This window comes from Paenibacillus sp. FSL R7-0216 (genome assembly GCF_037969915.1).
Classification (GTDB): Bacteria; Bacillota; Bacilli; order Paenibacillales; family Paenibacillaceae; genus Fontibacillus; species Fontibacillus rhizolycopersici.
Map to the genome: position 1 here is coordinate 1,263,714 of NZ_CP150222.1, position 21,371 is coordinate 1,285,084.

The 21,371-nt window shown below is 53.7% G+C and carries 15 protein-coding genes; 11 read left to right on the forward strand and 4 right to left on the reverse strand.

All coding sequences use genetic code 11. The features are described from left to right. Positions 1 to 110 precede the first annotated feature (110 nt). Complete coding sequence (locus MKZ15_RS05300) at positions 111 to 1,442, forward strand: extracellular solute-binding protein (RefSeq protein ID WP_155606394.1); 1,332 nt, start codon at positions 111 to 113, stop codon at positions 1,440 to 1,442. A 53-nt stretch (positions 1,443 to 1,495) separates the two neighbouring features. Here the strand turns inward: MKZ15_RS05300 and MKZ15_RS05305 are convergent, their stop codons facing one another. Then, complete coding sequence (locus tag MKZ15_RS05305) at positions 1,496 to 2,419, reverse strand: AEC family transporter (protein ID WP_155606395.1); 924 nt, start codon at positions 2,417 to 2,419, stop codon at positions 1,496 to 1,498. Positions 2,420 to 2,617: 198 nt separating this feature from the next. On the opposite strand from MKZ15_RS05305, the gene MKZ15_RS05310 reads away from it, so the two are divergent. Then, positions 2,618 to 3,478 (forward strand): GNAT family N-acetyltransferase, encoded by an 861-nt coding sequence (locus MKZ15_RS05310; RefSeq protein WP_213623505.1) that lies wholly within the window; start codon positions 2,618 to 2,620, stop codon positions 3,476 to 3,478. A gap of 18 nt (positions 3,479 to 3,496) precedes the next feature. On the opposite strand, the gene MKZ15_RS05315 is transcribed toward MKZ15_RS05310, so the two are convergent. After that, positions 3,497 to 3,988 (reverse strand): threonine/serine exporter family protein, encoded by a 492-nt coding sequence (locus MKZ15_RS05315; protein ID WP_339822300.1) that lies wholly within the window; start codon positions 3,986 to 3,988, stop codon positions 3,497 to 3,499. After that, entirely contained in the window at positions 3,985 to 4,743 is a 759-nt protein-coding gene (locus tag MKZ15_RS05320) for a threonine/serine exporter family protein (RefSeq protein WP_213623504.1), read from the reverse strand. The genes MKZ15_RS05315 and MKZ15_RS05320 overlap by 4 nt, the downstream gene beginning before the upstream one ends. Before the next feature lie 201 nt (positions 4,744 to 4,944). Here MKZ15_RS05320 and MKZ15_RS05325 point away from each other — a divergent pair, with 201 nt between their 5' ends. Further along, positions 4,945 to 6,063: a diguanylate cyclase gene (locus tag MKZ15_RS05325; protein ID WP_339820406.1), complete on the forward strand. Its 1,119-nt coding sequence runs from the start codon at positions 4,945 to 4,947 to the stop codon at positions 6,061 to 6,063. Between the two features lie 27 nt (positions 6,064 to 6,090). Next, positions 6,091 to 8,070, forward strand: a complete 1,980-nt coding sequence (locus tag MKZ15_RS05330) for a methyl-accepting chemotaxis protein (protein WP_339820407.1) — start codon at positions 6,091 to 6,093, stop codon at positions 8,068 to 8,070. Positions 8,071 to 8,135: 65 nt separating this feature from the next. Here the strand turns inward: MKZ15_RS05330 and MKZ15_RS05335 are convergent, their stop codons facing one another. Then, entirely contained in the window at positions 8,136 to 8,435 is a 300-nt protein-coding gene (locus MKZ15_RS05335; RefSeq protein ID WP_339820409.1) for a hypothetical protein, read from the reverse strand. Positions 8,436 to 8,626: 191 nt separating this feature from the next. Between MKZ15_RS05335 and MKZ15_RS05340 the strand changes: the two genes are divergently transcribed. From MKZ15_RS05340 to MKZ15_RS05370, 7 genes are all read left to right on the forward strand, one after another. Continuing rightward, positions 8,627 to 10,249 carry a stalk domain-containing protein gene (locus MKZ15_RS05340; RefSeq protein WP_339820411.1) on the forward strand — a complete coding sequence of 541 codons (1,623 nt, stop codon included), beginning with the start codon at positions 8,627 to 8,629 and terminating at the stop codon, positions 10,247 to 10,249. A gap of 12 nt (positions 10,250 to 10,261) precedes the next feature. Then, entirely contained in the window at positions 10,262 to 12,475 is a 2,214-nt protein-coding gene (locus MKZ15_RS05345; protein WP_339820413.1) for a FecR domain-containing protein, read from the forward strand. 186 nt (positions 12,476 to 12,661) lie between these two features. Further along, complete coding sequence (locus MKZ15_RS05350; RefSeq protein WP_339822303.1) at positions 12,662 to 13,666, forward strand: LacI family DNA-binding transcriptional regulator; 1,005 nt, start codon at positions 12,662 to 12,664, stop codon at positions 13,664 to 13,666. A gap of 159 nt (positions 13,667 to 13,825) precedes the next feature. Further along, on the forward strand, positions 13,826 to 15,169 hold the full coding sequence (locus MKZ15_RS05355; RefSeq protein ID WP_339820417.1) for a glycoside hydrolase family 30 protein: 1,344 nt from the start codon (positions 13,826 to 13,828) through the stop codon (positions 15,167 to 15,169). A 32-nt stretch (positions 15,170 to 15,201) separates the two neighbouring features. Further along, entirely contained in the window at positions 15,202 to 18,429 is a 3,228-nt protein-coding gene (locus tag MKZ15_RS05360; RefSeq protein WP_339820418.1) for a cellobiose phosphorylase, read from the forward strand. 130 nt (positions 18,430 to 18,559) lie between these two features. Then, entirely contained in the window at positions 18,560 to 19,711 is a 1,152-nt protein-coding gene (locus tag MKZ15_RS05365; RefSeq protein ID WP_339820420.1) for a winged helix-turn-helix domain-containing protein, read from the forward strand. Positions 19,712 to 19,800: 89 nt separating this feature from the next. Beyond that, positions 19,801 to 21,117: an MFS transporter gene (locus MKZ15_RS05370; RefSeq protein WP_213623496.1), complete on the forward strand. Its 1,317-nt coding sequence runs from the start codon at positions 19,801 to 19,803 to the stop codon at positions 21,115 to 21,117. Positions 21,118 to 21,371 lie beyond the last annotated feature (254 nt).

Consider the following 21,371-nt stretch of genomic DNA (forward strand, 5'->3'; position numbering starts at 1 on the left):
CCGTGAACGGGTTCCCGCCATCCACGGGAGATGGAAGCGGAATCATCAACGTGATAAACTTAGGATGAAACGGTTACAAGAAGAACCGTGATATCTAGGGGGATAAAGGCATGTCCAATCATAAAACTACGTCCATTGTGTTGATTTCGCTGCTCCTGCTGTTAGGACTCGCAGGCTGCACAGGGGATAAGACAGCGGGCGGCGGCACGACGGAAGGCCAAGCGGCATCGGCAGCGGGCGAGCAGGTGACGATTCAATTTATGCATCTGTGGCCAGTGGGCGCTTCTCCGCAGCAAAATAAGCTGGTGAATGAAATCATCGACCAGTATCATTCCGAACATCCGAATGTAACGATTCAACAGGAAGTGATGGAGAACGAGCAATATAAGAATAAATTGAAAATTTTGTCCGCCGCGAACGAGCTTCCCGACGTAGGTGTCACTTGGGCTGCCGGCTTCATGGATCCTTACGTGAAAGGCGACCTGTTCGCTCCGCTGGACGATTTGCTGGACCGTGGTTTAAAGGATCAATTCGTTCCGGGCGCAACCGACGCTTACGCTGTACAAGGGAGAACCTACGGCTTGCCGATCGAGCTGAACATTTCGCCGATATATTATAATAAAGCCATTTTTAAAGAATACCATTTGGAAGTGCCGCAAACCTACGATCAATTTTTGAACGTGGTCCGTACGCTGAACAGCAAAGGAGTAACCCCCGTTGCACTGGGGAACAGAGACCGCTGGACGGGATCGATTTGGTATATGTACCTGGCTGACCGCCTCGGCGGACCGGAAACGTTGAAGAAGGCGATCGACCGTTCCGGCACTTTCGAGGATCCGGCGTTGATTCAAGCGGCTGCCGAAATTCAAAGGCTGGTGGATATGAACGCGTTTAACAAAGGTTTCAACGGTTTGTCCAATGAAGAAGGCAAATCCGTGTTTATGCGTGAACAAGCGGCCATGTTCCTGGCGGGCACTTGGGAGGTTCCTAACTTCACGAGCAACCCGGACGTGCCCCAGGAGTTCAAAGACAAAGTCGGCTTCTTTAAATTCCCGACCTTCGCTGGCGGCAAAGGCGACATTAATAGCTGGGTAGGCGGGCCTGGCGTTGGCCTATTCGTCGCAGAAAACTCTAAAGTCAAAGACGAAGCGAAGCAATTCGTGGAGTATTTCATCAGCAAGTGGGGTGCCGAGTCGGTTAGCACGGCAGGGGTTATTCCGGCGACAAAGGTGGACACGTCGTCCTCGGACTTGCCGCAGCTCTACATCGATTTACTGGATGAGTTGAACCACGCCAGCAACCTGACGCTGTTTGCCGACGTGCAAATGAAATGGAACGCGGCGCAAACACACCTGAACATGATTCAGGCCCTGTTCGGCAAAGCGGTGACACCGGAACAATTCGTGAAAGAGCACGAAGCCGCGCTGCAGCAAGGCGATTAATCGCGTCGCAAAACAAGAACCTTCCGCTTCATTTCGCGGAAGGTTCTTTGGTGTTATCCAACGTATTGGGATATGGAGATCAGGGCTGTCATCGTGATAATGTTTAGCAGCGTGGAGATCAGTACGGTTTGCGAGGCGAAATCCGGTTCATTGTCGTATTCTTCAGCAAGAATCGTGCTGTTCACGCCGGTAGGCATGCCGGATGCGATCAGCAGGGCTTGAGCTGGGATTCCCTTAAGGCCAAGCGCCCAGACCAACGCGAACCCGATGGCCGGTCCGATCAGCAGGCGCAGGGCTACGCTGACGTAAACATCGATTCGGTCGAGACGCAGTGGATATTTGATGATTTGAGCGCCTAGCGTCAGCAAAGCGATGGCGACCATCGAGTCGGCGATATAACCTAGTGGTTTTGCTACGAAATAAGGAAGCGGCCACTTGAGCATGTGCAGCGCCATCCCTAACACCAAGGCGTAAGGCACGGGCATCTTCAGAAATCCGATCAGGGCAGCTTTCAGCGTGCCGCCGGATTTAGCCCGCGAAACGGACATCACTCCGTAAGTGAACGTGACTAAGCTCTGAAAGGTCATGACCAGCGCTTGAACCGAGGCGGCCAACGGATCTCCCTTAAAGGCTAATTGATTGATCGGCAGTCCATAATTGCCGGAGTTGTCGAGGATCAGACTGTTGGTGAAGGCGGCCCGCATGCCCGGTCCAAACTTCAGGCGCCGGCTGACGAACAAGCTGACCCCATAGAGCAGCAGGACGTACAAAACGTAAAATCCCGTAACGCTGCCCAGCAGTTCCGCCGACATTTCCGATTCGTACATGCTGACGAATACGACCGCGGGCGTCACGAAGTAGAAATTGATCTTGGCCAGTGTGTACAAATCAAGCTTAAAGGCGCGCTGCATGAGTGCGCCTAGTCCAATCAAAACAAAAATGGGCAAAACGACGTCCAAAATAATATCGCCGATCATCTCTTGTTGTTCACTTCTTTCTCATTCGCATATATGGATACCCGCAGGCAGGCAGTCGCTTGTTATTATATCACGTCCGCCGAAGCATTGAAGACGCAAAATGCCGAAGCAACCAGGTGTGTTACAATGCATAACAGGATGAAGCGAGACTCGTGAAGATACAATCATTGAATGAAGTACAGAAAAGGAGCGAAAGCCATGAAAAAAACCTCAAAGCAAGATCATCTCGTCCTTGGCGATGTGGAGCGGATGATTAACCTGGAGAGGGAACTGACTCAATTCAATCATGAGCGTTCCTTGTATTTGGCGGAATCCCGCCTGACGGTAACACAAACCGGTGAGACGACGCTGCTGACGGACGAGCTGTCCCCGCAGTCGAGCTATTATAATCGGGTGATCGGCTTTGGACCGTCGGATTTGGAGCGGCTATCCGCAATCCTCGAACATTATGCGGCAGCAGGCATCGACCCATGCTTTGATATGAGCCCGGACCGGCAAACCAGCGAGGTGGCGGAGGCTTTGGCAATGCAGGGGTTCATACCGAGGCTGCAGCTCGCTTTTCTCAAGCATGAACGCTTTGGGGAAGACTTGGAGGTAGGTCAAACGGGAAGGCCGCCCTCCCGCGCAGAAATCGAGATCTCCCGCGTCTCTGACGAGCACGAGGCTGTTTCTTTTATCCGATTGATTGAGCTGTCGCGTGGCGGTGATGGTACCGAGCTGGATGAGGTAAGGGTACAGTCGAAAAGTCGCTATTTTTACCGGGACGATTTTCACAATTTCGTCGCCTACGTCGGCGGAGAGCCTGCAGGGATGGGATCTTTATTTATTCGCGGCGATACCGGGTATTTAGCCAACGACTTTACCTTCCCGGATCATCGGAGCAGAGGCGTGCAAACGGCATTGATCTATCACCGGCTGCGAATGGCGTCGGAACGAGGACTGAATCGGGTTTATACCGATGTCGAGTTTGCTACGGCCAGCCATGGGAACATGTTGAAATGCGGATTTGAGCTTGTATATATGAACTCGTTCTGGATGAAATCGGCGCTGCCGCATTAAGCGGTCGGCGCCGATTTCTTATTTTTCCGCCCGCCTGCGCAGACGCCGCCGCGGAACACGACGAATCAGGAGCTGGCCCAGCACTTCGGACAAAACGAGACCGATTGCGATCGAACCGGATAGAAGAAAAGCTTTGGCGGCGAGCTCGACAGCCAAGTCGTATTGGTTCTCCACGAATCGACGCATGGCGTCATACGCCAGACCGCCGGGGACCAATGGAATGATGCCGGCCACACTAAAGATAATGACGGGTTTCTTGTAGATCCGGGCAAACAGCTGGCTTAGGGCACCAACCAGAAAAGTCGCAGCAACGGTCGCAAATACGCCTCCCATCTGCGACTCCAGCAGGATGTAGACCATCCAGCCGACCATACCGGACAGGCCGCATTGAAGCAACGTACGTTTCGGGGCATTAAAGAGGATGCCAAAGGCTCCTGAAGCAATGAAGCTGGCAAGCAGATGAACGAATAGATACATGGGATCGCTTCGTCTCCTTCTGGCTCTAGTTATATCACGGTAAATACGACGGCGATCCCGGCTCCGATGGCAAAGGCGGTGAGAAAGGCTTCCGCCCCGCGCGACAACCCGGATACGAGATGACCTGCCATCAAGTCCCTGACCGCATTCGTAATCAGAAGACCCGGCACCAGGGGCATCACGGAACCGATAATGATCTTATCCAGCTCCCGGCCCAAGCTGATTTGCACGAAACCTAAAGCGAGCAGCCCGATCAGCAGCGCCGCAGTAAATTCAGCGAAGAATTTCACCTTCACCAGCCGGTGGAAAAGCAAGTATGCGGCAAACCCCAAGCCGCCGCACATCAAGCCGGGCAAAAAATCGGTTAATGACCCGCGGAACATCAGCGTGAAGCAGCCGCTCGACAAGGCTGCAGCCGCGATTTGCAGTGGCATCGGATAAGCGTGCTTCACCGTCTCGATCCCGAGCAGCAAGGCATACGCCTCGGCGGCCGTCAAATTTCCGCTGCCCAGCTTCCGGGAAATATCGTTCACCGCGGATACCTTCTGCAGATCGGTTGTCCGCTCCACGATACGGATCAACTTGGCTGATTCCGCGTCGCCCGATTGAAAGACGATCCCCGTCGGCGTCACATAACTATGCGAGCCGGAGAGCCCCAGCGCATCGGCCATTCGGGTCATCGTATCTTCCACACGGTACGTTTCCGCACCGCTTTGCAGCATGATTTTTCCCGCCAATAGGCATACCCGTACAGGCTCCTCTCCTTGGAACGCAGCCGCGCTGTCCATCACCGTCACCCTTTCATGAATCTGACGCCATTATATCACGTTGGGAAGGGCAGAGAAATCGATTCGACAGGACGTTCGACATAACATGTCACAATATGTCGAATATAATCGAAAATTAGCAAAAATATCTTATTTTTGCCCTTCTATTATGTTATGCTAGCACTACTTACCATTGCACCATACATCAGAGAGGGACATTCGATGCTGCAAAGCTTATTCAACAATTTTACGCTGCTAACGACGGTGATCTTTTTTGGATATATGATCAAGAACAAAATGCCCGACCGCCTGGAGACGGCGCTGTGTACCCGAATTCTTCTTGGCAGCTCGCTGGGATTGCTGGGCGTGGTGCTGATGTATTACAACTTCCCTATCTCCGGGCATGCCGTGGCCGATTTCAGACAACTGCCAATCTTGATTTCTGTCTACATGGGAGGGGGGATTTCGGGCGTCATCACCACCTTATTTATCGCGATCTACCGTTTGCTGTTCCTGTATGGTTTCGGGATGCATTCCGTGATTGCCGCAATCAATGCGCCCGTGACGTTTCTGATCGGACTCATGTTCCTGCGCGGGCGGAAAACGACGATGGAGCGCCTGATCCTCACTTTAGCTCTAAGCGCTTCGAGTACCGTGATCCTAATTTCGATTCTAAGCAATGGACTTCCATTCAAGGCGATTGGGCTCTATTTTCCTCTGTTCATACTTGCTGGGATGTTTACGTTTTCCATGCTTCGTTATTTGCGCAATAAGGACGATTCCATACGCATGATGAGGGAAGCGGCGAACCGCGACTTTTTGACGAGCCTATACAATTCCCGAGCGTTCGAAGTAAAAATGGAGCATAAGATCGCCGCCGCCCAGCGCGACAAAATTCCGTTCACTCTGCTCTTCGTCGACATCGACCATTTCAAGCAGGTTAACGATAGGTACGGCCACCTGGCAGGTGACGCGGTCCTGCTGCAGATCGCCGATGTCATGAGGGAAACGTTCCGGCCAGGCGATCACATTGCTCGTAAGGGCGGAGAGGAGTTCGTGATCCTGGTCGATCGTTGCGATGCCGAACAGATCAAGATGATTGCCGAGCGCTTGCGCAGTAACGTGGAGAACCACGTTTTCCTTCTACCGGATGGAGGCGAGCTTAGGCTGACCATTTCGGCGGGGAGTGCGACGTACCCCAACGAACATGAGGAGGAACTGATCGTCAAGGCGGATCAGGCGCTCTATCAAGCGAAGGAAGCGGGCCGAAACCGAGTGTATCGTGCCGCGGACCTGTTTTATGAAGAGACGATTCAAAAAAGCATCTACCGTTTTCCGTGAGGGTAAACATTATTGGGGAGGACTATCATGCTTCGTAAATTTTCATTTTCCATTCGTCAAAAGCTTATTTTTTCGTTTGCCGCTGTTTTGCTGATCCCCAGCCTGATTATCGCCGGTACGACCTATTTGACGGCGAGCAACGGGATTGAAGCGGAACTGATGTCCAGTGCGCAAGAGAGTGTGGACACCGCAGATACGGTGATTACAAGCAATTTTGAGAACATGACGTCCGATCTGGATTATTTTGCCGGCCAATTGGACACGCCGACAGTCGATGCGGAGTTAGCGTCGGGGGGAACGGCGGTGAAAAACCGACTGAATCAATACCTGGCCTTACATAAGGATGTGTTAAATATTTATGTCGGCACAAGTAAAGGGGGAACATTGCTTGGGGTGGACCAGGAACTGCCGCCTGACTTCGACCCGAGAGTACGGGATTGGTATGTGCAGGCGCTGAAGACCCCCAATGCGGTCGTTTCCCCGGTTTATTTGTCCGTTGACGGAAGTCCGGTCGTTTCCATTTCTAAGATACTTAAGGATGGAAAGGGAGTCATTGCCCTCGACTTGAACTTATCCGGCATTTCGAAAATGACGAACATGAAAGTGGGAGAAGAGGGATATATCCTGATTCTCGACAATACCAAGAAGACGGTCGTAAATCCGGCAGGCGGCGTCGGCGAAGAGGCGAAAGACAGTTACGTGTCCCAGATGTTTACGGAGGACGGAGGAACGTTTGATTACGTCATGAACGGCCAGAAATATAAGATGGCGATCCACAAGAATGAATTAACCGGTTGGCGGATCGGTGGGACGATGAGTCAAAGCGAGGTGTCGCGCGAAACGGTGAAAATCCGCAATACCGCGATCTTTGTTGTATTGCTGTCGCTAGCTGGAGGAGCCATTCTAATCATCTTTAATATCCGTTCGGTCCTCGTTCCGATCCGCAGATTAAAGCGAGCAACCGCGATCCTCGGTCAAGGCGATCTAACGGAGAAGCTGGATGGCTTCAAGCGCGATGAAATCGGCGAACTGGCCGCTAATTTCCAGTTGATGGTCGATAATTTGCGAGTGATGATCGAAGGGGTTCGAGAAATGACCGAGAATGTCTCGGCATCGGCCGAGCAGCTATCCGCCGGATCCGAACAGACGACGAAAGCGATCGAACACGTGACGGTGGCCATCCAGGATGTTGCTGTCGGTAGCGAGCAGCAGCTGAACAGCGTGGAAAGCGGTGCAGCCAGCGTGGATGCGATGGCCCGGCAAGTGGAATACGTTTCCGGCAACATGCAGCTCATTACCCGGACGATGTCGGGGACGGCGGACTCCGCCCAGCAAGGTACAGAACTAGTGGCTGGCGCTGAAGAGAAGATCCGCGGTGTCGAAGAGACGGTTGCGGAGTTGGCATCCGTGATCCGTTCGCTGCATCAGCGTGCAGAGCAAATCGGCGGCATTGCCGCATTGATGGCAGGGGTCGCTCAGAAGACGAACATGTTGTCGTTGAACGCGGCGATCGAGGCGTCCCGAGCCGGCGAGGAAGGGCGCGGATTCGCGGTAGTTGCCGGCGAGATTCGGAAGCTGGCCGAGGGCTCTGGGCAATCCGCAGACCAAATCCGCGATTTAATCGCTCAGATCCGGGAGGAAATGAATCGGGCGGCGACCACGATGGAAGACGTTCAGTCCAAAGTGTCGGAAGGTAGGGAGGCCGTTGATTTATCCGGTCAATCGTTTGTTGCCATTAGCCGTTCGGTTGTGGAAGCGGCGGGAGCGATTGAAACGGCTGCCGGGACCATGCAGGAAGTGACGGAAGAAACCGGAGCGGCACGAGAGTCGATTGAACGAATTCGCCACCTCTCCGAGGAGACGGCCGGCAACACGCAAACGATATCGGCCGCAGCGGAGGAACAGCTTGCTTCCGTAGAAGAGATCGCTTCGTCCTCGGCCGATTTAAGCCGGATGGCTGAGCAACTGCAAACCCTGGTTGGTAAGTTTAAAGTGTATAAGGACTAATGGTTTTCAATTTGAAAAGCCTTCCGCGCAATCGGGCGCGGGAGGCTTCTTTTTTTCGTAAGGATCTATTCGGTTTCGTCACCGTCAAAACCGTTGAGCAAATCGGTACCGTGCATGACATCCGGATCGGGAGCGACAGGATCAATGGGACTGTCTTTCTGGATCACGTCCGCATCCGGCACATCGGGAAGCGGAGCCTCTTGTCCTACTGCCGCGGTCTCTTCCTCACTGATTCCTTGAGCGACCTGTGTATCGTGAGGCAGCAGATCATCGCTGGGGATGTCGTTCTCGGGGCGATACTCCTTAAGTAGCTCGTACCGCTCATATTCGAAGTCGGCAGAGGTTCTGTCATCTAATACGTCCATGACGAACGGTCTCCTTTCCTGGAAATTGCGAATCTCCAAAAGTGTACCCCAAAAAAAACCTCGGAATTCGACTGTAAAATATTATACAGAGGAAGAAATTTCCGATATTATAACTGTGTGATAAATATCATAGTTGGTTGTTGGAGAATTTGTCGGGCTGTTCAGGAACTAAAGGATAAGGGGAGAGTCGATTGCAAAATAAAAGGTACATGAAACTTAAAGGGAGGTTGCTGCTGGCAGCCCTTCTCGGGTTGAGTGGTGTTGTCGCTGTACAAACGCCAGCTTCGGCGGCTTGGTCCGGCGGACTTGTCAACGATGCCGGCAGACCTTTGCTGCAGGTGGACGTTTATGCCGGGACAGGACAAGCAGGGTGGACGGAAGGAGCATTGGGGGAGGCTGATTTTCGAACTCCCGGAGGTCTTCTGCGATTACCTGACGGAAGTTTATTGGTGGCCGATACGGCCAATCAGGTGATCCGGCAAATCAAAGACGGGGTCGTGAGCACCTTTGCGGGTCTTCCTTTCCCGGCAAAGCTGGATGAATGGAATGAACCGATCGGCGGGTTCCTTGACGGTCCATTAGGGGAATCTGCGTTCCGGGCTCCATCAGGGCTGGCAATGGACGCATCCGGGAATATCTATGTTGCAGATGCGGGCAATCATGCCATTCGAAAGATCACCTCGGACGGGCAGGTGCATACCCTGGCCGGTGACGGTATCTTAGGGTTTCGAGACGGCAAAGGGGAGAAAGCCCGGTTTCACTCGCCTCAGGATATCGCGGTCACCGGAGACGGGACGGTTTACGTGGCGGATACGCTGAATCATGCCATTCGCAGAATCACCCCGGACGGTGAGGTCACCACGCTGAACGCAACTTCGGAACGCGTCGTCGAGGTGTATCCGGGACTCGTCGTTCGCGCAGGGGATTACCTTGACGGCCGTTTGTCGCAGGCACGGTTTAACGAACCGTCCGGATTAGCCCTAGATGATCAAGGGAATCTGTATGTCAGCGATCGCGGGAATCATCTCATTCGCTATATCGATTTTACAACGAAGACGGTAACGACGGTGGCCGGTAAAGTGCCCGAATCAATGAATTCGGCATCGGAGCAGGCTCTGCTGGCAGCTGGTGGTTATCAGGATGGCGATGCGGCGGCAGCGCGGTTTAATGGGCCAGCCGGTCTCGCCTGGACGAAAGAAGGGTTGCTGATCGCCGACTCCTTGAATCATGCGATCCGGTTGCTTCAACATCAGACAGTCTCGACGCTGGTCGGCAACCGGGATGGAGCGCCGGGCAACACGGGGCATACGGAGGCTAACGCGCACCTTTCATTGCCGGTGGATGTTGTGGTTGATGGGGATACCGGTGAAGTTTGGGTAGCTGACGCGATGAATCGGCAAGTCCGTATGCTGCATCCCTATCGGTTACCAGATTCAGCTGTGGACTTTAAGGGACCGGCATTATTGTTCGAGCAACGCTGGTTGGCAAGGGAGGAGCAACTCATTCTCAAGCAAGGTCGATTGGATGTTCCCCTTCGTCTTCTCGCGGAGGCCGCAGGTTACACTATCGCCTTAAATTCAGCGGGGGGCATTGTCATCCAAGGAGAGGGGCGATCCTTATCTTTAAGTACCGGAAATTCTGAAGTGACGGTTACCGACAGCTCGACGGGAGAGGTATCACAGTTCACTTTGGCCGCCGCTCCTTATGTCAGCGGCGGCAAAGTGTATATCCCATTGCGGGATGCCGGTACCTTGTTGAATAAGGAAATCACTTGGCTGTCGGAAGCTCGACTGGCCATCATGAGGGATAAATAGGAGGTGAAGGACATGAACAAATGGATAAGAAACCTATGCGGGGGGATCGCTGCGTTACTGATCTGGATGGCCATTGGCCAATCAGCTATGGTTGCAGCGTCAGAGATCGGCGTGCGAACCGCCGTCATTGTAGCCTTACAGGGGGAGGCCAAGGTTCAGCCCGCTGGATCAAGCTTACAGTATGATGCGTTTGAGGGGATGACCCTGCAGCAAGGGGATCGGCTCATCGTCGGTCAAGGCGGCGCGCAGCTGCGGATCAAAGATACCGGAGATGAAGTGAATCTTGGGGAGTATAGCTTGCTGGACATCAGCCGCCTGGCCGGCGGACCGCAGGGGAAAACAACAAAGCTGACGATGCTTTCCGGTATGGCCTATTTTGCCGTGACCGACTTGCACGGGAAGCCGGATACGTTCCAGGTGGTGAACGGGAATCATACCTTGGACGTAAAAGGAACTCACTTTCTGGTTGTAACGGACCCGGTCACGGGAGCGAGCAGCTTAAGCGTGGTTGCGGGGGCGGTGAGCACAGGTAGTTCAAGACCTGCTTCTGGGGGATCTCTTAACCAGCAGCCTCCAATCATCATCTATCCAGCGCAGCAAATCTATCTTGGGGGCAGTGAACCCGGCGGACCCAGTGTGGTCGATCCGACCCGCCTGATCCAAAACGCGCCGCCCGGAGTCATCGAAAGCCTGCTCAAAAACGCTGAGAAAATTCAGCAGGAAAACGAGCAAACGAAAAAGAGTTTTGAAGAACAGGCGAATACGCCTAAGCAGCCTGCAAACCCGAATCTCGCGCAGCAGTTAGCTGATCTCAACAAGATAAGCCAGAATTTGTCCAACCTGGTCGGGAACCTGGCGCAAGAAGCCGTAAAACAACAAAAGCTGTCTTCCGGGCAAGTGCAGCAGTTGATTGACGAGGCCAACCGCTCCCTGGGAGGGAACGGGAAAATCGATTTGGACAAGGTTCAACCGCTGGATCCAACGGCTGGGGTAAATCCAGAACTCGCGAAAATGGAACAACTGCTCAAGGAAAAGCAGGAGGAATTGAATCGACAGCAACTGGAGAAACAGAATGCGCACCAGGCACTGATTCAACGCATTCTAGAGCAACAAGCAAAGCTGCAGGAGGAGAACCGGAAGGCACAAGAGGAAGCCCGTGCCAGGGCACAGGAGCAATTCACGAATCAACTCCCACCGCAGGATCGGGAACAATTCTTGGCCGATAAGCGGAAGCTGGAGCAAGAAAAGATCCAGCGAGGGGGTTCCACTCCTCCGTCTCCGGCGCCTGCAGAACCGACGGCGCCGAGCGGCGGGACTTCAGCGCCATCGAATCCAAATCCAAATCCGGAACCCCCGGCATCGTTTACTTTGAACTGGCGGTACGCCGATGAAACGTCCGTACCGTTGGGTGTACAGCACACCTTGGCTTTCGGCCTGACGCTAAAAGAGGGAGTGGAGCCGAAGTCGGACAAGCTTAAGGTCAAAGTAACGCTTAGCTCGAATGTGCCGGAGGCGGTATATGCCGCGATCGGTTACGACTTCGAATATGATTCGTTGCCGCCGACCGAGCTGAACCTAGAGGCATGCGGAACGTCGACGGCGGCGAGCTGTGGAGAGGCGTGGCTTCCTTCCGAGGAGGATGCGGGTTACGGCATTGGAGCCTTAGGCGACGGTTGGCCGGCCGTTATATCGGCTAACTGGGGGCAAATCGGCAATTATACCGTTACCGCAGAGGCTTTCCAAAATGAGGGGGATACTCTGGTTTCATTAGGCAAACAATCGTTCCAGTTTAAGGTGTCCGAAAAGCCGACGATCGGCTTTACGGGCGGAGAGTCATCGGTAAATCTGGCTCCAGAGGAACAACTGACTTATGCGTTTAGCGCCAAAGGTGAGAATATCCAACCATCGTATCGACTGGCGTTGAAGGCTACGATATACGGTGAAGCTCCGTATGCTGACGTACCGGTCACACTTTATCATAACGGTGCGCCGGTTGCCTCGGGGATCGTTGACGGGAATGGAACGGCTTACCTGACAGGTGAAGCAGGCGTTTTAGCCGCACTGTTGGCAGCGGGCAGTGATTTAACGCTGGCATGGGAGCCCTATGCAGCCGAACCTGGAACGTATGAGATCGGGTTAAGCTGGGTTTATCCTCCGGCCGATGGGTTGGATCCGTATCCCTTTAGCGAAGATAAAAATGTTCAGTTGATTGTTGGGACACTGTAAACGCAACCTCCAATCGCAAGGTTCAGGGAAATCACCCGGGCCTTGCGATTTTTTTGACGCAAGCATCGGGTCGGTTATTCAAGCGCTTTGCAGAATCCGGTTGACTTCCGGTAAACCAGCGGCTACAATGGCCTGTGAATCCTGGTACGAGCCGCTTGCTTGGACCGGGGCAGAGGAGATGAGATGTTGATTACGATCTACGATATCGCGCAATTTACCGGCTTTTCGCCGACCACGGTATCCAAGGTGTTTAACGGATACTCCGACGTCAGTGAGAAGACGCGCCGTAAAATCCTGGACGCAGCCGATGAACTTGGTTATGTGCCGAATGCTCACGCGCGTTCGCTGACAACCAAACGGTCTTGGATGATTGGCGTGCTGTTTATCGAGCCTTCCGGCGCGGGTATCCTGCATCCCTATTTCGGCGGCGTCATCGAGGGCTTCAAGCAAGTTGCCACCTCCAAGGGTTATGACTTGATGTTTATTTCCAAGGATATCGGCGGCAAGCGAAGTGGCTATCTGGAGCATTGCAAGATCCGTGGCATCGACGGTGTGGTGGTGGTCTTGCCGGATGCATCCGATCCCTATTTCCAAGAGCTGCTGGAGTCTAAAATCCCATGCGTACTGCTAGATCAGAAGTCTACCGTCAAGAGTACCGTGTACTCGGATAATGCGGAAGGTGTGCGGCAGGCTGTATCCTATTTGCATTCCATCGGCCACCGGAAAATCGCACATATCGGCGGCGGTCCAACGTTCGCCGGAGAACAGCGGTTAAACGGCTATATACAGGCGATGGAGGAGCTAGGACTCACGATCAACCCGCAGCATGTCGTGCAAGGGAGCTACGATTACACCATAGAGAGCGGCAGCAGAGCGATGGAAGAACTCTTGAAAGCGGACGAACGTCCAACGGCTGTATTTGCGGCCGGCGATAATTTAGCGGTCGGGGCCATGATGGCGATGAAACGGCATGGACTACGCGTTCCTGAGGACATCTCGTTGGTCGGCTTCGACGACATTGAAATGTCGAAATTTTTAACGCCGGCCTTAACGACGGTACGACAAAATACATATGTACTTGGCAGCAGGGCGGCTGACATGTTAATCTATTCGATAGAAGGCGGGGAAGACGTGCAAAAGGGCGTTATCCCGGTGGAGCTGGTCGTTCGAGAGTCTTGCCGATCGCTGTAGCTGGCTTGCCTCTATTTTTTTACAAGATATCGAAACCGGTTTCGATGCCCGTCATACTTCGAAAGTTGATGGCTCAGCTCATTCCGCCGACACTGTTCCTTTATGAAATGTAATCGATTTCAGGGACGCTAATTTTGAAACTCAAGGAGAGGATTCACGATGGCAAAATGGTTAAAGGTACTCACTTCACGCGATTCTGCTGACCGTCTGCAGCCCCAAGGGGAACTGGAGGTTCAATCCGGTGCGGGTGTCGGAGCGGGGCAGAGGTTGAAGGTCCTGCCGGAGCAAACCTTCCAAACCGTGATGGGTTTCGGCGGAGCTTTTACGGAAGCGACCGCTTATACGTTATCCCGGATCAGTCCGCAGAAACGAGATGAAGTCATCCGCCGGTATTTCGATCCGCAAGAGGGGCTGGGGTATACCTTAGGTCGCGTGCACATCCATAGCTGCGACTTCGCACTCGAAAACTACACGTACATCGAAGACGGCGATGTTGAGCTGAAGACGTTCGATATCTCCCGTGATCACAAGTGGGTGATTCCGCTGATTCATGATGCGGCGAAAACGGCTGGGAAGGACATCACCATGCTAGCCTCTCCTTGGAGCCCGCCGGCCTGGATGAAGACGAACGGGGACATGAACCACGGCGGCCAGCTAAAGCCGGAATACCGCGAGGCTTGGTCGAAATACTATACGAAGTTCATTAAAGCTTACCGCGAAGCGGGAATTCCCATCTGGGGGATCTCGGTACAGAACGAACCGGCGGCGGTGCAAACCTGGGATTCCTGTATTTACAGCGGCGAGGAAGAGCGCGATTTCGTTCGCGATCACCTGGGGCCGACGATGCATCAGGAAGGGCTGGCAGACGTCAACATCCTGATCTGGGACCACAACCGGGATATTATGATCGAGCGGGCCTCCGCCGTCCTGAGCGATCCCGAGGCGGCCCAGTACGTTTGGGGAACCGGCTTCCACTGGTATGTCAGCGAGGCGTTCGAGAACGTTGGCAAAGTGCATGAACTGTTCCCCGACAAGCACCTCCTGTTTACGGAAGGCTGTCAGGAAGGCGGCGTGAAGCTTGGCGCATGGTTTACCGGCGAACGTTATGGCCGCAATATCATCGGTGACCTAAACAATTGGAACGAAGGCTTCCTGGATTGGAACCTAGTGCTTGACGAAACGGGAGGCCCGAACCATGTGGGCAACCTATGCGACGCGCCGATTATCGCCGATACGAAGGCCGATACGGTTCATTACAACAGTTCTTATTACTACATTGGCCATTTCAGTAAATATATCCAACCTGGGGCTGTTCGCATCGGAATGGATACCGAAATTCCATCCTTGCTGGCTACGGCGTTCCGCAATCCGGACGGCAGCTTCGCGGTGGTTGTGCAGAACGAAAGCGATGTAGCGCAGCCGTTTGCTTTGGAACTGGGCGGTGAAGCCGCCAGCGAAACGCTGCCAGCCCATTCGATCGCAACGTACATCATCCAAGCTTAAACCTAATTTTACTTAACGGAGGGATACGCCCTATGCCTAAATATGCTTTTGAGGAAAATGCGTTCGTCATTGAACAATTTGACCGGGCGAAGCCGTTCTCGAGCTTCCTCCCCGGACTTGCCGGCCTGAAGGGGATTCCGATGTGGACATTTTACGTCAACCGGGGACAGGCGGTTTGCAGTTTCGGGATCCGGGATAAAAACAGCCCGATCATGGAATTCTCCCCGGCGAGCATTACGTACCAATCGGTAGCGATGAAGGGCTTCCGGACGTTCATCAAGGCCGCTGGAAAAACGGGGATCTACGAGCCCTTCCAAAGCGCCTTCCCCGACCCTTCCGCCGTTCGCCGCATGCACATTCTAGCGAATGAGCTGACGATTGAGGAAACCAACGAAGCCCAGGGGCTTCGGGTGAAGGTTCGATATTTTCAAATGCCTAACGACGATTATGCAGCCTTGGTGCGCCAAGTGGAGATCACGAATATTTCCGGGGCACCGTTGCAACTGGAAATGTTGGATGGCATGCCGGAGATTCTGCCTTACGGGGTGGAGAACGCTGGTTATAAGGAGATCGGCAATCTTCTGCGCAGCTGGATGGAGGTCGACAATCTGGAAAAGGGGATTCCGTTTTACCGGGTCCGCTCCAGCACGCATGATGAGGCTGAAGTGAGCGAGGTGCAAAGCGGCCATTTTTACTTGACCTTCGGCGAGGACGGCAAACTGCTGAAGACGATCGCCGACTTTGCCGTCATTTTTGGCGACAATACTTCGCTGGCTTATCCGGACCGCTTTGCCGAGCAGCCGCTGTCCACGTTAACCGCAGAGCCGCAGTATTGCACCAACAAGGTTCCTTGTGGTTTTTCGGCCTTGACCGCCGAGTTGGCCCCAGGAGAAAGCCGGCACATCTATACCTTGATCGGGCATATCGACAGCGTCGAACGGCTGAATACCAAAGCCGCTGACATCGCCAGCCCAGACTACATCGCCCGTAAAAATGCGGAAGCCGGTCAACTGACCGACGAGCTCACCGCTGACATCGCTACGAAGACAGCCCTGCCGCTGTTTGACGCTTATTGCCGACAAAGCTATCTGGACAATTTCCTGCGCGGCGGATATCCGTTTATCTTCGAGAACGGCCGGGAAGGGTTTGTGGTTCATCTGTATTCCCGTAAACACGGAGATCTGGAGCGGGACTACAATTTCTTCTCCATCGCCCCGGAATATTATTCACAGGGCAACGGCAACTTCCGTGACGCCAACCAAAACCGGCGAAGCGATGTCTATTTCAATCCGCGGGTGGGGACGTTTAATATCCGCACGTTTTTCAGCCTGATTCAAGCCGATGGTTACAATCCGCTTGGCGTAGAAGGGACGACGTTCCGGGTCCCTGCGGAGCGGGCCAACGAGCTGTCTGCCTTCCTGCAGAAGGCGGTAGTTGATCACCGGGATGAACTCGCGGCGCTTTGTCTGGGTTCTTTTACCCCGGGAAAGGTGATCTCGCTGATCATCAACCGCGGTGCTCAGCTTCTTGTTGGGGAGAATGAGCTGTTGACCGGCGTGTTATCTCTCGCCGAGCAGCAAATCGAAGCTTCCTTCGGCGAAGGTTATTGGTCGGATCACTGGACCTACAATATGGACCTGATCGACAGTTATCTGAATATTTTCCCGGATCGTAAAGAGCGGTTGTTGTTCGGGGAGCAGGAATACACGTTCTTCGACAGTCCGGCCCGGGTACTGCCGCGCAGTGAGAAGTACGTACTGAGCGGCGGTCACGTTCGCCAATACGGCTCGTTGGTCCATGATGAAGAGAAGATGGCGAAGCAAGGGCTGACGCTGAAGAGCACCAACTGGCTCAAAACGGGGTATGGCAACGGAGAAATCTATCGCACCACCTTGTTCGTAAAGCTGTTGTCTCTGGGATTGATCAAGTTCGCCACGCTGGATCCCTTCGGAATGGGCGTAGAGATGGAGGCGAATAAACCAGGCTGGAACGATGCAATGAATGGACTGCCTGGACTGTTTGGCTCGGGAATGAGTGAGACGTTCGAGTTGAAGCGGCTTCTGCGGTTCGTTCAGGAGGCTTGTGCCGAAGCTGGCGACGATGGCCATGAAGTGTCTGTGCCGGAAGAGCTCGCCGCTTTGCTTGGTGAAGTGAGCGATCTGCTGGAAGTCCGTTTGGCGGGGAGTTTGGAGCCATTTGGTTATTGGGACCGGGTGGCCGCTGCCCGCGAGAAGTACCGGGAAGCCATTCGTTTCGGGATCAGCGGGACGGAAGTCCGTCTACCGTTAAGTGCGATCGGAAGCCTGGCGTCTCGGATGTTGGAGCAAATCGAGCGCGGCATTCAGGAAGCCATCCGGCTGGGCGACGGCGTGACGCCAACGTATTTCGCCTTCGAAGCGGTGGAATTTGAGCCGGTGACGGATGCTCAAGGCGCGCCGGTCATCAGCAGTTACGGCTTGCCCAAGGCGGTGGTGAAGAAATTTACCGTTCGGCCGCTGCCGCATTTCCTGGAAGGTCCAGCCCGTTGGTTGAAGACGGTAGAGGATCAGGGCGAAGCTAAGCGGACGTACGAGCAAATCCGCCGCAGCGACCTGTTCGACACCCGGCTTCAAATGTACAAAACCTCGGTTAGTCTGGATGCGGAAACCCATGAAATCGGACGGATTCGCGCCTTTACAGCGGGGTGGCTGGAGCGGGAATCAGTCTTCCTGCATATGAGCTACAAGTATTTGCTGGCGCTGCTCAAGAGCGGCTTGACGGAGGAGTTCTTCGCGGAGCTTCGCGCCTCGTTGATTCCGTTCCTCGATCCAGCCGTATATGGCCGCAGTACGTTGGAGAACTCGTCCTTTATCGCCACGAGCGTGAACCCGGATCCGGATACCCATGGTCGCGGTTATGTCGCTCGGCTCAGCGGATCCACCGCCGAGTTCCTCAGCATGTGGATGATGATGATGGCCGGGAAACGAGTCTTCCGCATGCACGAAGGCAAGCTTCGGCTTACGCTCCAACCCCTCCTGCCGGGATGGCTCTTTGACGAGCGGGGTGAAGTGTCATTCCGCTTCTTGGGTACGACGGAGGTCGTATATCGGAATCCGCAGAAGAAAGACACCTTCGGCTCTGATGCGGCGGTAATCCGTCGGTTGTCGGTGCAGAAGCAGGATGGGACGGAGCAAGTCGTCGACGGCTCCGCTATCGAGGGTTTGCTGGCCGAAGAGATCCGCAACGGTACCGTGCGGCGGATCGAAGCGGAGTTGGCTTAACAGAAACGAAAAGCGAGGAAATTTACTCCAGACGGGTGCCAGGCAGCGATGCCTGGCGTTTGTCCGGAGTCTTTTTTTGCGCGTAGATGTTATAATATGGGGAACATTTGCGGGGAAGGAAGGAACACCGATGCATATGGAAATCAACAGCGAACGATACGAAGTTACCGCAGAGGGCCTTACGGTTGAGTTGTTGCCGAAGGAGTTCGCGCTGTTTCAGTTCTTGCACCGCAACGCCGGTCGGACATTCAGCCGAGAGCAGTTGCTGGACAAGGTGTGGCCGCTGGAATACCCGGTCGAGCGTACGGTGGACGACCATATCTATCGGCTTCGCAAGAAGCTAAAGCCTATCCACGGGCTGGAGATCAGGACGATTCGGGGCTTAGGCTACAACCTGGTGCTCCCGATTTCCGATCATTCGGAGGGAACCATTCCAACCCTAGCAGACCCGGAGCTGCATGAGACCATGCGAGCTCTGCTCGGCAAATATCAACTCTACGGCCAAGGGCGCTCGATGCTGACGCTGGCACGCCAGCAGGATGTGCTTGGCTATAAACTGGATCCGTTCTACGCGGTATACATCCCGTTTGTGCAAGGCGATCTGGACGGGCTCTTGAATAAGAACGATGCTCCTTTGCGGGACCGCTTGTATTACTTGCTGCTGTTCTTCTGCCTGTCGGGAAGTCCGGAGCGTGCCTTGCCAGTATGCGAGCGTATGCTTGCCCTGGAATTGCTGCCGCCCCCTCATCACATGGAGATGGAGATTCTGACGTTCCTGGATATTTATACCCTGGCCGGTGAGCCGATAAAAGCGGTGGAACGCTTACGCCTTAGCTATCGCATCATCGCGGAGTTGAGTTACGACAACTTCATCCCGCAAACCGCGATCGCTGAGCTGTTGGCTCATCTGGTGGCAGGATCACCGGAGCGCAAAATCGAGACGTTGGCGGATGCCATAGAAAATGGGATGTTAACCGAGAAACCCTTTTTAAGAGAGATTGGCAGCTATAAAGTGGTAAAAGGATTATGGCTGCAGCGGAGAGGGGAAGGGACGGGAGCGGAAAAACTACTGGATGAAGGGCTGGCTGTACTGGAACGGTCTGGCTTCGTGCCGCTACGCTTACTTTCCTTGTACCGAATCGTTAATTATTTTATCCTGTTCCCTCCCCCATTAGCGTTGGATCGAAAATACAAGGCATTATTTGACATGGAACTGGATCGGATAGGGGTAACCCGGTTGTCGGACGCGCTCGAAGCCGTTATCCGCGGCGAGTTAGGTTGATCTGTGCAATCGCTCTGATGATTCTCTGACATTCCTCCGTTACATTGAGCTTAGGTCATTCGAAACTAGCTTTATTTGGGGGAGTGTAAATGACGGGCAATGTACAAGCCGGGGTTGCCAGCTTGCTTCGTAACAAGATATTCACACGTATCTATACAGCCTACACAGCGGCGACATTTGGTGATTGGTTCGATATGCTGGCCATCCAGGTGCTGGTGGGATACCGCTGGGAAGCCGGGCCGCTCATGCTGGCGCTGATTCCCGTAACCAACGCTCTACCTAGTGTCCTGCTCGGTTCCCTTGCGGGCGTGGTCGCGGACCGAATCAACCAGTTGAAGTTGATGCGCCTTTGCGATTTGCTGACAGCCGCGCTGACCTTGCTGATTCTGCTGGCTCCGAATATGCTCTGGTTGCTTCCGGTGCTGACACTGAGAGCAACCCTCTCAACGTTCATGATTCCCGCTCAACAAGCGTTGACGCGCAGCATCGTTCGGGAAGACCAGCTATTTCAAGCAACCTCGTTGAATGGCTTCGTCAACCAGGGCTCCAAGATCGCCGGTCCGCTGCTCGGCGGCTTTGCACTGGCCTTATTAACACCAGAGTGGTGCATCCTGCTGAATGCTTGCTTTCGTTTGTCTTCATTGTTGATTCTGCTCACGATCAAAAAGGCGGAAGTTGAATTCAAGAAGGTAGGACTAAATCTAGCTAGTTCTTCCTCCTCTCCGGAAACTGCTGTCGATACATCCTTGCGTACCATGTGGATCGAAGGCTTAAGGTTTATCCTGAAAACCCGGGTATTAATGGTAACTCTGCTGTTTGGTTTTGTCGCGACGACAGCCATCCAAATGATCGATTTTCAATTCACCAGCCTGTTTCGGGAAATTGCCCCTCTGAAGGAGGCTTATCTCAGTTGGATGGTAGCCGCGGCGGGGATTGGGGCCGTGTTGGTGATTGCAGTGCTTAACCGCTGGAATAGAGGGGCAGCAGGTTACGCTTGGAAATTCGGCGCCGGATACGGGTTGATAGGTATAGCTGTCGGCGGTCTGGGCTTGCTCCCCGCGGGGAGTGCGGCAGTTCCCATCCTGTTGTTGGGATTCGGATTAGGCGTCGGCAATGGATTGGTGGTCGTAACCTTCAATTACTGCCTGCAAAAAGAAACGCCATCGGCCATGGTCGGCCGTGTCTTTGGTATCCAAACCTCTCTCTTGGGAGCTGTGATGTTCGTAGCCCCGTTGTTCGGTGGACTTCTGGTGGAAAGGATTGGACCGGGGACGACTTTTGTATATTTAGGTGGAGTAATCGGAGCGCTTGGCTTGTTGGTGCTTGCGCTGGGGAAAGTACTGTGGCGGGCGGAAGCAGCGTCCGTTGTGCGAAACGATGTGAAACGAACGACGGAGGGAGTATAGATCTGTCCGTCTGAAAGGTTAACGAGATGAAACGCAGGAGATGGCTCCTGCGTTTTTTTTGATAGAAAATGCAAACTATTCATAGATAAAACAACTTAGACACGGTAAAATAACTGTGGTGCCCGAATCTTAAAAATATTTATCACTATTTCCATATAATTGAAGGTTTTTGCGGTAATTGTATCGAATGATGTATTGTTCTAGAAATTCAACAACAGGCTTTCTCTTAATCATAACTGCAGAGGTGTTATATG

What these genes read in the sequence shown, in the direction of transcription:
- MKZ15_RS05355 (WP_339820417.1), top strand. Translation starts at nt 13,826, where the DNA reads ATGGCAAAATGGTTAAAGGTACTCACTTCACGCGATTCTGCTGACCGT.
- MKZ15_RS05300 (WP_155606394.1), top strand. Translation starts at nt 111, where the DNA reads ATGTCCAATCATAAAACTACGTCCATTGTGTTGATTTCGCTGCTCCTG.
- MKZ15_RS05330 (WP_339820407.1), top strand. Translation starts at nt 6,091, where the DNA reads ATGCTTCGTAAATTTTCATTTTCCATTCGTCAAAAGCTTATTTTTTCG.
- MKZ15_RS05360 (WP_339820418.1), top strand. Translation starts at nt 15,202, where the DNA reads ATGCCTAAATATGCTTTTGAGGAAAATGCGTTCGTCATTGAACAATTT.
- MKZ15_RS05325 (WP_339820406.1), top strand. Translation starts at nt 4,945, where the DNA reads ATGCTGCAAAGCTTATTCAACAATTTTACGCTGCTAACGACGGTGATC.
- MKZ15_RS05335 (WP_339820409.1), bottom strand. Translation starts at nt 8,435, where the DNA reads ATGGACGTATTAGATGACAGAACCTCTGCCGACTTCGAATATGAGCGG.
- MKZ15_RS05365 (WP_339820420.1), top strand. Translation starts at nt 18,560, where the DNA reads ATGCATATGGAAATCAACAGCGAACGATACGAAGTTACCGCAGAGGGC.
- MKZ15_RS05310 (WP_213623505.1), top strand. Translation starts at nt 2,618, where the DNA reads ATGAAAAAAACCTCAAAGCAAGATCATCTCGTCCTTGGCGATGTGGAG.
- MKZ15_RS05305 (WP_155606395.1), bottom strand. Translation starts at nt 2,419, where the DNA reads ATGATCGGCGATATTATTTTGGACGTCGTTTTGCCCATTTTTGTTTTG.
- MKZ15_RS05320 (WP_213623504.1), bottom strand. Translation starts at nt 4,743, where the DNA reads ATGGACAGCGCGGCTGCGTTCCAAGGAGAGGAGCCTGTACGGGTATGC.
- MKZ15_RS05370 (WP_213623496.1), top strand. Translation starts at nt 19,801, where the DNA reads ATGACGGGCAATGTACAAGCCGGGGTTGCCAGCTTGCTTCGTAACAAG.
- MKZ15_RS05345 (WP_339820413.1), top strand. Translation starts at nt 10,262, where the DNA reads ATGAACAAATGGATAAGAAACCTATGCGGGGGGATCGCTGCGTTACTG.